We start from the raw sequence: 11,615 nt of genomic DNA, 5'->3' as shown, positions 1-11,615 counted from the left end.
GCCCCCGCGGCCCCCGCGCAACCCCCCCCCCCGCCCCCTTTCGTGCGGGGCGCCCCCTGGCCCCCCCACCCCCCCCCGGCCGCCCCCCCCCGACTCTCCGGGGAGCAGCGGCCGTCGGTCCTGCCGGCGGGCCCTGTGCGCTCGGGCCCTGTGTGCTCAGGCCTTGTGCGAGGACTCCAGGTGGGCGAAGACCACCACGTTGTTCAGGTAGTCCTTCTGCTTCTTGTCGTAGGCGCCGCCGCAGGTGATCAGCCGCAGTTGGGCGTCCGGGGTCTTCCCGTACACCTTCTGGTCCGGGAAGGCGTTCTTGGCGAAGGTCTCCACCGAGTCGACGGAGAACACCGCGACCGTGCCGTCCGCCCGGCTCACCTCGACCTTGTTGCCCGGCCGCAGCAGGTTCAGAAGAAGGAACACCGCCGGGCCCTTGGTGGTGTCGACGTGGCCGGCGACGACCGCGCTGCCGCGCTCGCCAGGGGTGACCCCGTCCCGGTACCAGCCGACCAGGTTCTTGTCGTCCGGCGGCGGGGCGTTGAGCTGGCCGGCCGGGTTGAGGGTGAGTTCGGTGAACGGCGCGTTCACCGCGATCTGCGGGATCCGCAGCCGGGTCGGCTTGGACGGCTTCAGCGCCGCCGCGGCCGGGGCGGCCGCCGGGGCGCCCTTCGAGGCCGCGGTAGCGGACGCCGACGGCGCCGACGGCGCCGGGGCGGCGGGTGCGGCGGGTGCGGCGGCCGCCGGCCGGGCGGCCTGGCCGGCGGCCGAGTCGCCACTCGGCCGGGGGGCCACCGAGTTGTAGATCAGCAGCAGGCCGACCGCTGCCGCTCCCATCGCCGTGCGTAGCAGCCGGGGCATTCCGGAGCCGGGACCGCCCGTCATTCCTGTCCTCCGCTCGAAGTTCCGCTGGAACCACCGGAACCGGCTGGGCCTGTTCCGCAATGACCCGCCGCCCCCGCGCGCCCCACCCCGGCCGGGGGAGGCGCCCAGAGGCGGCGGTGGCAGGATCAGACGGCGGCGGCGCCGGACGTGCGGCGGCCGCGGCGCAGCGCGTAGGCGCCGGCACCGAGGCCGCCGAGCAGCAGCACCGCGCCGGAGGCCAGGCCGCCGCCGGTCAGCGCCATACCGCCACCGCCGGTGTGCACGCCGCCGTGCGGGGACTTGTGGTCCTCGCCCCGGCCTTCGTTGCCGCGGCCTTCGTTACCGTGGCCTTCATTGCCTCGGCCTTCGTTGCCTCGGCCTTCGTTGCCGTGGCCTTCGTTGCCTCGGCCTTCGTTGCCGTGGCCTTCATTGCCTCGGCCTTCGTTACCGTGGCCTTCATTGCCGTGGCCTTCATTGCCTCGGCCTTCGTTACCGTGGCCTTCATTGCCCCGGCCTTCGTTACCGTGGCCTTCGTTACCGCGGCCTTCGTCGCCTCGGCCTTCGGAGCCCCGGTCGGACTTCTCCTGCCAGGTGAGGTTCTTGCCCAGGTCGGAGGAGCCGTCGGCGAAGGCCATGGGGGCGCCGGCGGTGAGGACGGCCGCGACGGCCGCCCCGGCGAGGAGCGTGCGTGCAGAACGCATGAGGTTGATCCTTCCGGCGCGGGGGCCGCGACCGCCGACGGGGTGCCGGGCAGGGGGTTCGCGGGCAATGGCGCCTGATCCACCGTCAACCACCGCGCGGCCGCCTGCCACCGGAGCGTGGCAGCGCCGGTACTGACTGTGCGCCCTTCGGGTGGAGTCCCGGGAAAGTTCACCCGGGTGCCTCGGCGATTCGGGTGAATCGGTGTGGGTGCGGGGTGGTACGTCCTGGGCCCGCCCTCGGCGCACGGCCGGGGGCGGGCCCACAGTGAGAGCAGCGGGGAGCGGGAGGTCAGCGCTCCCAGCGGTAGAACTCGCGCGCCATCGCGTCCTTCGGCTCGCGCCAGGTGGCCGGGTCGTAGGCCTGGACGAAGGCGGTCAGGCGGTCGCTGACGGCCCGGAACTCCGGGTGGCCGATGACCTTGGCGACGGCCGGGCCCGGCGGGCGGTCGGCCTCGATCAGGTGCAGGTAGACGTCGCCGAACTGGAAGAGGCTGCGGCCGGTGACGCCGATCAAGTGCGGCAGTTCGCCGCGGTCGGAGTCGGCGAACACCTCGGCGATGTCCGGGGCCGCCTCGGGCTTCATCCGGGCGACGATCAGGGCGCGGTGGGTTCCGGTCATTGCTCGGCCGCCCGCTTCTCGACCTTCTCGCGGATCAGCTGCATCTGGATCCGGGAGTTCTTGTTGATGTGGTTGACCATGCCCTTGTCGTCGACCGGGGCGGTGGGCTTCATCGCGAAGTCCTGGATCCAGCGCATCCTGGTGCCGGCCGGGACCTCCGCGTACTCCCAGCGGATCTCCATGAACTCGAACGGGCCGGGCTCGACCCGGCGGGCGTCGACCGCGAGCGAGGACTTGTCGGTGGTGCGCTCGGAGACCCAGCTCCACACCATGCCGTTCTCGTCCGGGTGCATGGTGAGCCGGAACCGCACCCGGTCGCCGTCACGCTCCAGCACCTCCACCGAGGCGTACTCGCTGAACAGCTGCGGCCAGTTCTCCAGGTCGTTGGTCATCTCCCAGACCAGGTCGAGCGGGGCGTTGATGACGATCTCGTTGTCGGTGTGTCCGGGCATCTCAGGCACCAGCCTTCGTGACGAGGGAAGTGTTGACCAGGTCCATGAACTCGGCCGGGGTCTTGGCGGACTCGGCGCCGGAGGTGACCTTGAGGCCGTGTCGGTTCTCCAGCTCGCCGACGACGCCGAGCAGTCCGAGCGAGTCGACGCCGAACTCCTCGAACTGCGCGCCCGGCTGCTCCAGGTCGCCGGGGTCGACGGTGACGCCGGCCCGGGCCTGGAGCAGGGCGGCCAGCTCGGGATAGCTGAGGTTGTTGCTCACGTGATTTCCCTTCGGAGGAGTAACGGGGTGGTTCAGGACCGGGAGGCCAGACCCGGTCCGGAGCCGAGGTTCGGGGCCGAGGTTCAGGGCAGCTCCCCGCGCCGGAGCACCAGTGCGGAGTTGGAGCCCATCAGCCCGCGGCTGAGCACCAGCGCGGTGCGCAGCTCGGCCGGGCGGGCGCGGTCGGTCACCAGGGCGAGGTCGTGGCAGACCTCGGTGACGTTGGGGGTGGGCGGCAGCACGCCGTCCTCCATGGCCAGTACGGCGGCGGCCACGTCCAGCATCGGGGCGCCGCAGTAGGCCCGCCCCGTACCGGACTTGGGCGCGGTGACCGGGACGCGCTCGGCGTCCGGGCCGAGCGCGTCGGCCAGCGCGAGGACCTCGGCCCGGTCGGCGGCGGGGACGCCGAGGGCGTCCGCGAAGACCACGTCGATCTCCTCGGGCGCCGTCCGGGCCTCGTCCAGCGCGATCCGGATCGCGGCGGCCAGCCCGTTCCGGGACTGCTCCCAGCGGGAGGCCCCGGTGAAGGTGGCGCCGTGCCCGGCCAGGTGCGCCCGGATGGTGGCGCCGCGCCGCCGGGCCGACTGTTCGTCCTCCAGCAGCAGCATCGCGCCGCCCTCGGCGGGGGCGAAGCCGCAGGCCTGCGCGGTGAACGGCAGGTAGGCCGCATCGGGCTGGTCGGACAGGCTCAGTTCGGGGTAGCCGAGCTGGCAGACCATCGAGTACGGCGCCAGCGGGGCCTCGGCGGCGCCGACCACCACCGCGTCGGTACCGCGCTCGATGGAGCGGGCGGCGTGCGCGAGGGCGTCCAGGCCGCCGGCCTCGTCGCTGGCGACCACCCCGCACGGGCCCTTGTAGCCGCCGCGGATCGAGATCTGGCCGGTGCTGGCCGCGTAGAACCAGGCGATGGACTGGTACGGCCCGACGAACTTCGGTCCCTGGCCCCAGAGTTGCTGGAGCTCGCGCTGGCCGAACTCGCCGCCGCCGGAGCCGGCCGCGGTCACCACGCCGACCGCGAAGGGCTGTTCGCGGTCGGGCCGGAATCCGGCGTCCGCCACCGCCAGGTCGGCGGCGGCCATCGCGTAGTGCGTGAACCGGTCGGTCTGCACGAGGAAGCGACTGTCGATCACCGACCGGGGATCGAACTGCCGCACCTCACCCGCGACTTTGAGCGGTATTTCGGTGCAGCCCTCGCGGGATATCCGGTCGAGGACGCTCACGCCCTGCCTGGTGGCCTTCCAGAAGGCGTCGGCCCCGACACCGTTCGGTGCCACCACACCGAGGCCGGTGACCACGGCCCGGCGGCCCTGCTGACGTGACGTCATGGAATTCACCCCGTTCTGTTGAGCACGACGGCGGACTGGAATCCGCCGAATCCGCTGCCGACCGAGAGGATGTGGCTCAGCGGCAGCTCGCGCGCTGTGCGCGGCACGTAGTCGAGGTCGCACTCCGGGTCCGGAGTCTCGTAGTTGGCGGTCGGCGGCACCACGCCGTGGGCGAGCGCCAGGGTGCAGGCGACCACCTCGATGGCGCCGATCGCGCCGAGCGAGTGCCCGACCATCGACTTGATCGAGCTCATCGGCGTCCCGAAGGCGTGGCTGCCGAGCGAGCGCTTGACCGCGGCGGTCTCATGCCGGTCGTTCTGCTTGGTGCCCGAGCCGTGCGCGTTGACGTAGTCGACGTCGGTGCGGTCGACCCGGGCGTGGTCGAGCGCGTGGTCGATCGCCCGGGACATCTCCAGCCCCTCCTTGGTGAGGCCGGTCATGTGGTACGCGTTGCCGAAGGTGGCGAAGCCGCCGACCTCGCCGTAGATCCGCGCGCCGCGGCGGCGGGCGTGCTCCAGCTCCTCCAGCACCAGGACGGCGCCGCCCTCGCCGAGGACGAAGCCGTCCCGGTGGGCGTCGAAGGGGCGGGAGGCGTGCTCCGGGTCGTCGTTGCGCTCGCTGGTGGCCTTGATGGCGTCGAAGCAGGCGACGGTGATCGGCGAGATCGGGGAGTCGGAGGCGCCGGCCACGCAGATGTCGGCGCGCCCCTCCTCGACCGCCTGGAAGCCGTAGCCGATCGCGTCCAGGCCGGAGGTGCAGCCGGTGGAGACGGTCTGCACCGGGCCGTGCGCGCCGACCCGCTCGGCGACCGTGGAGGCCAGCGTGCTGGGCGCGAAGGCCCGGTGCAGCTGCGGCTCGGCCCGCCGGTGGTCCACGTCCCAGCGCGCGCCGCCGGCGCTGACCATGGCGTAGTCGTGCTCCAGCCGGGTGGTGCCGCCGACGGCGGTGCCGAGCGAGACGGCGACCCGCCACGGGTCCTCGGCGGCCAGGTCCAGTCCGGCGTCGGCGATCGCCTCGTCGGCCGCGACCATCGCGAACTGCACGTAGCGGTCGTCCCGTCGGACCTGCTCGGGGGTCAGCCCGTGGGCCGCCGGGTCGAAGTCGCACTCGGCCGCGATCCGGGACCGGAACCCGGTGGGGTCGAACAGGGTGATGCCCCGGGTGGCGGTGCGGCCGGCCGTCAGGAGGTCCCAGAAGGCGGGGATCCCGATCCCTCCGGGCGCGACCACACCTATTCCCGTGACGGCGACCCGCCGGGTCACGAGGCCACCTTGGCGTGTTCCGGCGGGCCGGAGGCGGCGGTCTCCTCGGTGCTCACGTGGCCGAGGTCGGGGCGCGGGGCGAGCGGGCCGCAGTGGAAGACCATCCGGGCCTCGGTGTCGCCGACGTTGCGGAAGCGGTGGCGCATGTTGATCGGGATCATCAGGCCCTGGTCGGGCTTGAGCGGCCGGGTCTCCCCGTCCAGGTCCACCTCCAGGTCGCCGGAGACGACGAACACGAACTCCTCGGAGTACGGGTGGTAGTGCTCGTTGATCCGCTCCCCGGGCTTGAGGATGGCCAGGCCCATGAAGCCGCTGGTCGCCCCGCAGCTGGGAGGGGTGAGCATGGTGCGCAGCTCGGCGCCGTGGCGGCGGTTCTCCGGAGCCTCGTCGACGTTGATGATCCGCGGGTACTGCGTGGTCATGATGGATCTCCTCCGGGTCAGTCGCTCTGTGAACTGCGGTCGGTGACCGGGCTCATGGTGCGGGCGGCGAGGAACGCGCTCAGTCCCGCGACGGTGCGCAGGTCGCCCGTCAGGCCGAGGTCCAGCAGCCCGGCCAGCTCGGCGGCCTCCTGATCGCCCGCCACGCCCAGCGCGGCCGCCGGCTCGGCCTCGGCCGGCACCCGCAGGTCGACCAGTCGCACCACGGTGTCCTCGCGCTGGAACACGATGGCCGCCGCGACCGGGCCGGTCGGGTCGGCGGTGGCGAGGTTGTCGTGGTCGAAGAGCAGCTCGGCGACGGCCCGGCCCTGGCCCGGGCGGACCGGGTACAGCACGGCGTGCCGGTGCAGCCGCCCGGAGGCGGGGGAGCTGGCGATCGCCTGGTGCCTGGCGGGCAGCGACGCCTTGGCGAAGAAGGCGCGGGCGGCCATCGGGTCGCCCAGCTGGCGGGCCTCCTCCAGGTACGGGTTGAGCTCCGCCTCGACCGCCCGCACCTCGGGCTGCATCGCCACGTGGCGCAGCGCGTCACCCAGGTTGCCGACCACCTCGACCGCCCGGACCACCCGGTTCCCGTGCATGAACAGCGAGGTGCGGCGCAGCCGGGTGTGCTCGTCCACCTCGGCCTTCGGCGAGGCGTAGCCGGCCAGGATGCGGGCCACCTCGGCCTCGCTGCCGGGCTTGACGGTGAAGGTCAGCGCGTGGCGGATCACGCCGTCCGGGCCCGGGTCGGCCTGCGGCGGGCCGACGTGCCCGGCGGGCTCGCTGCGCGGCAGCCCGGGCGGGACCTCCATCGGGGCCCGGGTGCCGGTGGAGCCGGCCGCCGAGGTCTCCCGCAGGACGGTGTAGCGCAGCGAGCGGAAGTTGTCGCTGACGCAGCCGTGCATCGGCTTGACCATCTCCCGGTGGGCCGGGCTCTCCACCCACTCCAGGAAGGTCTCCTGGTCCCTCCACTCGCTGGTGATCAGCCACTGGCGGGGGTCGTTGATCGACTGGCACAGCTGGTCGCTGACATGGCCGGGCACCGCGGCCACCTGGTGGCGCAGCTGTTCGTAGACGTCGAGGAAACGCTGCTGGGCGCCGTCCTGGAGCTCCAGCATCAGCACCACCCTCAACCGGGTGTCGGACTCTTCGTGCTGCTTCGACTGCGGTTCGGACAGAGTTGTCATGATCCACTTTCTGCTCTGGGCCGCACGCTGCGGGCCGTGTCGGCCGCGTCCGGCGGGTGCTCCCGGCCTGGGCGAGGAAGGTGCGGTGGCGGTCGGCCCGGGGCAGTCGGCGCCAGGCCTGAGGTCGATCGTGAGCGGCCGACCGGGTGCGGCGCGAGATTTGCGGGCCATCCGGGCGAAGAGGCGGCACAGCCCCCCTCCGGCGGGGGATGGAAGAGCGGGGCCCCCGGTTGAGCGGGCCCGTCGAGGGCGGCGCCGAGCCCAGTAGCCGGGCCGCGGAATCCCCTTACAGGGTGGAGCAATCGATGAATCCGAAGGTTGACGACCGGGTGCCGGTCCTGGTCGTGGGCGGGTCCCTGGTCGGGCTGTCGGCCTCGCTGTTCCTCGGCCGGTTGGGTGTCAGGCACCTGCTGGTCGAGAAGCACGCCGACACCTCGCATCACCCGCGCGGCCGAGGCAACAACGTCCGCACGATGGAGCTGTACCGGGGGGCCGGGATCGAGCCGGCGATCCGCGAGGCGGCCTCGGTGCTGGCCCCCAACCACGGCATCCTCCAGGCGCCCTCACTGACCGGCGCGGAGCAGGAGTGGCTGTTCCGGGAGATCGACCCGGGCGGGCGGCTGGCCCGGTTCAGTCCCAGCTCGTGGTGCCTGTGCAGCCAGAACGACCTGGAGCCGGTGCTGTTGCGGGCGGCCCGCGAGCTGGGCGGTGACGTGCGGTTCAGCACCGAGCTGGTCTCCTTCGAGCAGGACGCGGGCGGCGTGACCTCGGTGCTGCGCAGCCGGGAGACCGGCGAGGAGCGGGTGGTGCGCTCGGAGTACCTGATCGCGGCGGACGGTCCGCGCAGCCCGGTCCGCGAGAGCCTGGGCATCGGCCGGACCGGCAAGGGCGAGCTGTTCCACAACGTCAGCATCACCTTCCGCGCCAAGCGGCTGGCCGAGGTGGTCGGCGACCGGCACTTCATCGCCTGCTACCTGACCAATCCGGAGGCGGACGGCGCGCTGCTGCCGGTGGACAACCGGACGGAGTGGGTCTTCCACGCGCCCTGGCACCCGGAGCACGGCGAGCCGCTGGAGGCCTTCACCGACGAGCGCTGCGAGCGACACATCCGCACCGCCGTCGGCCTGCCGGAACTGGACGTCGAGGTGACCGGCAAGGCGCCCTGGCACGCCGCCGAACGGGTGGCCGAGCGGTACGGCGCCGGGCGGGTCTTCCTCGCCGGGGACTCGGCCCACGAGATGTCCCCGACCGGTGCCTTCGGCTCCAACACCGGCATCCAGGACGCCCACAACCTGGCCTGGAAGCTCGCCGCCGTCCTGTGCGGCTGGGCCGGGCCCGGTCTGTTGGAGACGTACGGACAGGAGCGCCTCCCGGTCGCCCGGGTGACCAGCGAGCGCGCCTCGGCCCGTTCCGCCGAGCACAGCCACCCCGGCTACGCGGTGGTCCCGGGCGTCGGCCGCCAGGCCGGGGTGCTGGCGGTGGCGCTCGGCTACCGCTACCCGCAGGGCGCGGTGCTCGGCACCGACCCGTCCGGCGCGGTCGTCCCGGAGACGTTCGAGTCGGCCGGCGAGCCGGGCAGCCGCGCCCCGCACCAGTGGCTGCTGCGCGCGGGCGTGCGGCTGTCCACGCTGGACCTGTACGAGCAGGCGATGGTGCTGCTCACCGGCCCCGGGGGCGCGGCCTGGCAGCAGGGCGCCCGGCGGGCGGCCGACGGGCTGGCCGTCCCGCTGGACGGCTACCGGATCGGCGACGGTGCCGAGGACGACCTGGCCCCGGAGCCGGGCGCGGACTTCGCCGCCCTGCACGGCATCGGCCCGGACGGCGCGCTGCTGGTGCGCCCGGACGGCTTCGTGGCCTGGCGCTCGCCCGGCCCGGTCGACGACCCGGAGGCCGAGGTCGCGGCGGCGCTGCGGGCGGTGCTGAGCCTCTAGCGGTGTCGGAGCCGTGGCGGAGAACGCGGCAGGGCCCGCCGGACGCACGTCCGGCGGGCCCTGCCACGGGTTCGGCGGGGGTCAGTGGCCGCCCGCGTCGACCACCTCGACGTCGGCGACCTCGCGCTCGATCTCCTCGGCGGGCAGCGCCACCCGGATCGCCCAGAAGTAGATGACCAGCGAGAACACCGAGACGAGCGCCATGTCGTACCACATCGGGATCCGGCCGGTGCCGTCCCCGAAGCCGCCCTGCCAGGAGATCAGGCCGAGGCCCAGCAGGTAGACCGGCAGCCACTGGGCGGCCTTCCAGTTGAGCCGCGGCGCGTTCGGCAGGCCCTTCTTGATCGCGTACGCCGCGTAGCTGCCCAGCAGGAGGTAGCCGAGCACGATGGCGATGCCCAGGCGGGACAGGGTCTGCCAGCCGGCCCAGTAGATGATCAGGCTGGAGACCACGAAGGCGGTCGGGGAGATCACGCCGCCCAGCGGCAGCCGGTAGGAGCGCTCACGCTCGGGCAGCCGGCGGCGCAGGGCGCCGAAGGCCAGCGGGGCGCCGGCGTACATCAGCACGCTGGCGGAGGTGATGAAGCCGACCAGCTCCTGCCAGCTGGGGAAGGGCAGGAAGCAGATCACGCCGGTCACGAAGGAGATGATCAGGCCGAACCACGGCACGCCGTTCTTGTCCAGCTGCTCGAACTTCTGCGGGGCGTAGCCGTTGCGGCTCAGGCCGTAGGAGATCCGCGAGGTGGAGGTGGTGTAGATCAGGCCGGTGCCGCCGGGGGAGATCACCGCGTCGACCTTCAGCACGTAGGACAGCCAGCCGAGGCCGACCAGGGTGGCCAGACCGGCGAAGGGGCCGTCGATGCCGGGGAAGTCGAGCTTCGCCCAGCCGTTGGCGAAGGCGCTGACCGGCAGCGCGCCGATGAAGACGACCTGCAGCAGGGTGTAGATCAGGGTGCCGATGGCGACCGAGCCGATCACCGCGCGCGGGATGTCGCGCTTGGGGTTGCGGCTCTCACCGGCGATCTGGATGGCCTGCTCGAAGCCCAGCAGCGCGAAGATGATGCCGCTGGTGCTGATCGCGGCCAGCACGCCCTTGGCGCCGAACGGGGCGAAGCCGTGCGAGGTGAAGTTGGAGCCGTGGAAGCTGGTGATCGCCAGCAGGAAGATCGTGAACAGAGGAACGAAGATCTTCAGCCAGGTCGCGATGCTGTTGGTCCGGGCGAGGACCTTCACGCCGAGGAAATTGACCGCGACGAATACCGCCATCAGCGCGGTCGCGACGACGAACCCGCTGGTGGTCAGGGTCTTGTCGGCGTTCAGCAGCCCGCTGGCCCAGGGCGTGTCCTTGGCGTAGTTGATCATGGCCTCGACCTCGATCGGCGCCACGGTGGCCGCCTGGAGCCAGGAGAACCAGCCGAAGGACATGCCGGCCAGGCCGCCGAAGGCGTAGTGCGGGTAGCGCGCGGTGCCGCCCGAGACCGGGAAGAGCCCGCCGAGCTCGGCGTGGACGAGGGCGAGCAGCACGATCGCTACGGCGCCGATGCCCCACGAGATGATGGCCGCGGGGCCGGCGGCGGTGACGGCGCTCTTGGCGCCGAAGAGCCAGCCGGAGCCGATGATCGAGCCGACCGAGGCCCACATGAGGCCGACGAGGCCGACGTGCCGCTTGAGCGACCGGTGGGCGGTCCCGCTGGTGCCGGTGTTCTGGCCGGGCGGCGAGATCTGGTTGAGGGAAGCCATGTGCGATCTCTCTGTGTGTGGGGGCTCCGAGGTGGGCGGAGCGCGGAGAGTTGCCACACCGTAGGGCTATTCATAGACCTCTGCACAGACCTCATTGCTGAATGTTTACTTTCTTTGCCGGATATCCGTGCTGGTAGGGGGCGGTGCAGCTTCCGGCGGATTACGTGACTCGCGAGTAGGTCCAGGATTTGAGCCGGAATTGAGCATCGGCTGGCGAGCGTGCATTATTGGCGGCCAGTCGTTTCATGGGAATGGTGATCGCCGCATAGTGATGCGGTTGGCCCGGTCGATGGCCGGTCGATGGCCGGTCGACGGCGTCGCCGGCGGGCGGGATCGGCCTGTCGGGCGGGGCGGGCGGAGCGGCGTCGAGTCGGAGGTCCCGCTCGGTGAACCGGCTCGGCCCGGTGTGGTGCGACGACTGTCGTGCAGCTGGGGGCGTCGGCCAACGCGCAGGGGTGCCGGGGCGCGCCGCGTACGGACGCGCGGGAAGTGGATCCCGCGTGACGCGACGTCAATGTCGGCGCCATGCAGAAGTCCCGCGCTCCGATCGATCGGAGCGCGGGACCTCTGCACTGCCTTCACCAGACGGGTCGTGTGCGCAGCGAATTCGGACCTTCGGCGGCGGCCAGTGGCAGTCGAGGACCGCCTGGATCCGCCGGACGTCGGGGATTGGCTGCGCGTCGCTTTCGAAGCTGGACCACCGGGTGGCCGCTATGCGCCAACCCGGCAGACATCACCCGCGTGCAGGACGCGTAAACCTGTAGGACAATAGCCATGTTGGTGCCCCGGCCCGATTTCGGCGGGCCGGGGCTCCACTTCATGCCGTTGGCTCAGGTCCGGACGTCCCGGTCGAGCTCAGTTCCGG

At 72.4% G+C, this 11,615-nt stretch carries 11 protein-coding genes; 1 reads left to right on the top strand and 10 read right to left on the bottom strand.

Features of this window, described 5'->3' with window-relative positions:
* Window positions 1–156 precede the first annotated feature (156 nt).
* From ACFVWU_RS32670 to ACFVWU_RS32630, 9 genes are all read right to left on the bottom strand, one after another.
* Window positions 157–873: a class F sortase gene (locus ACFVWU_RS32670; protein WP_387627610.1), complete on the bottom strand. Its 717-nt coding sequence runs from the start codon at window positions 871–873 to the stop codon at window positions 157–159.
* 125 nt (window positions 874–998) lie between these two features.
* On the bottom strand, window positions 999–1,553 hold the full coding sequence (locus ACFVWU_RS32665) for a hypothetical protein (RefSeq protein WP_387627608.1): 555 nt from the start codon (window positions 1,551–1,553) through the stop codon (window positions 999–1,001).
* Between the two features lie 289 nt (window positions 1,554–1,842).
* Window positions 1,843–2,172, bottom strand: a complete 330-nt coding sequence (locus ACFVWU_RS32660; protein ID WP_387627606.1) for a TcmI family type II polyketide cyclase — start codon at window positions 2,170–2,172, stop codon at window positions 1,843–1,845.
* Window positions 2,169–2,624 (bottom strand): SRPBCC family protein, encoded by a 456-nt coding sequence (locus ACFVWU_RS32655; protein ID WP_387627604.1) that lies wholly within the window; start codon window positions 2,622–2,624, stop codon window positions 2,169–2,171. Before ACFVWU_RS32655 ends, ACFVWU_RS32660 begins: the two co-directional genes overlap by 4 nt.
* 1 nt (window position 2,625) lies before the next feature.
* A complete protein-coding gene (locus ACFVWU_RS32650) occupies window positions 2,626–2,886 on the bottom strand; it encodes an acyl carrier protein (RefSeq protein WP_387627602.1) in 261 nt (86 codons plus the stop codon).
* An 83-nt stretch (window positions 2,887–2,969) separates the two neighbouring features.
* Window positions 2,970–4,211 (bottom strand): ketosynthase chain-length factor, encoded by a 1,242-nt coding sequence (locus ACFVWU_RS32645; protein ID WP_387627600.1) that lies wholly within the window; start codon window positions 4,209–4,211, stop codon window positions 2,970–2,972.
* A 5-nt stretch (window positions 4,212–4,216) separates the two neighbouring features.
* The gene (locus ACFVWU_RS32640) at window positions 4,217–5,473 is read right to left on the bottom strand and encodes a beta-ketoacyl-[acyl-carrier-protein] synthase family protein (protein WP_387627599.1); all 1,257 of its coding nucleotides are present in this window, start codon (window positions 5,471–5,473) and stop codon (window positions 4,217–4,219) included.
* A complete protein-coding gene (locus ACFVWU_RS32635; protein ID WP_387627598.1) occupies window positions 5,470–5,895 on the bottom strand; it encodes a cupin domain-containing protein in 426 nt (141 codons plus the stop codon). Before ACFVWU_RS32635 ends, ACFVWU_RS32640 begins: the two co-directional genes overlap by 4 nt.
* Window positions 5,896–5,912: 17 nt before the next feature.
* Entirely contained in the window at window positions 5,913–7,079 is a 1,167-nt protein-coding gene (locus ACFVWU_RS32630) for a SchA/CurD-like domain-containing protein (protein ID WP_387627596.1), read from the bottom strand.
* Window positions 7,080–7,384: 305 nt separating this feature from the next.
* Between ACFVWU_RS32630 and ACFVWU_RS32625 the strand changes: the two genes are divergently transcribed.
* Window positions 7,385–9,010 carry an FAD-dependent oxidoreductase gene (locus ACFVWU_RS32625; protein WP_387627595.1) on the top strand — a complete coding sequence of 542 codons (1,626 nt, stop codon included), beginning with the start codon at window positions 7,385–7,387 and terminating at the stop codon, window positions 9,008–9,010.
* Between the two features lie 81 nt (window positions 9,011–9,091).
* Here the strand turns inward: ACFVWU_RS32625 and ACFVWU_RS32620 are convergent, their stop codons facing one another.
* A complete protein-coding gene (locus tag ACFVWU_RS32620) occupies window positions 9,092–10,750 on the bottom strand; it encodes an APC family permease (RefSeq protein ID WP_387627593.1) in 1,659 nt (552 codons plus the stop codon).
* Between the last annotated feature and the right edge of the window lie 865 nt (window positions 10,751–11,615).

The organism is Kitasatospora sp. NPDC058190, from assembly GCF_042883685.1.
Taxonomy (GTDB): domain Bacteria; phylum Actinomycetota; class Actinomycetes; order Streptomycetales; family Streptomycetaceae; genus Kitasatospora.
The sequence above is the reverse complement of the archived record's forward strand: the minus strand, read 5'-3'. Positions and strand labels throughout refer to the sequence as shown.

Bases quoted from the DNA above. Each gene is read 5' to 3' on its own strand.
- ACFVWU_RS32670 (WP_387627610.1), bottom strand. From the start codon at position 873: ATGACGGGCGGTCCCGGCTCCGGAATGCCCCGGCTGCTACGCACGGCG.
- ACFVWU_RS32665 (WP_387627608.1), bottom strand. From the start codon at position 1,553: ATGCGTTCTGCACGCACGCTCCTCGCCGGGGCGGCCGTCGCGGCCGTC.
- ACFVWU_RS32660 (WP_387627606.1), bottom strand. From the start codon at position 2,172: ATGACCGGAACCCACCGCGCCCTGATCGTCGCCCGGATGAAGCCCGAG.
- ACFVWU_RS32655 (WP_387627604.1), bottom strand. From the start codon at position 2,624: ATGCCCGGACACACCGACAACGAGATCGTCATCAACGCCCCGCTCGAC.
- ACFVWU_RS32645 (WP_387627600.1), bottom strand. From the start codon at position 4,211: ATGACGTCACGTCAGCAGGGCCGCCGGGCCGTGGTCACCGGCCTCGGT.
- ACFVWU_RS32635 (WP_387627598.1), bottom strand. From the start codon at position 5,895: ATGACCACGCAGTACCCGCGGATCATCAACGTCGACGAGGCTCCGGAG.
- ACFVWU_RS32630 (WP_387627596.1), bottom strand. From the start codon at position 7,079: ATGACAACTCTGTCCGAACCGCAGTCGAAGCAGCACGAAGAGTCCGAC.
- ACFVWU_RS32625 (WP_387627595.1), top strand. From the start codon at position 7,385: ATGAATCCGAAGGTTGACGACCGGGTGCCGGTCCTGGTCGTGGGCGGG.
- ACFVWU_RS32620 (WP_387627593.1), bottom strand. From the start codon at position 10,750: ATGGCTTCCCTCAACCAGATCTCGCCGCCCGGCCAGAACACCGGCACC.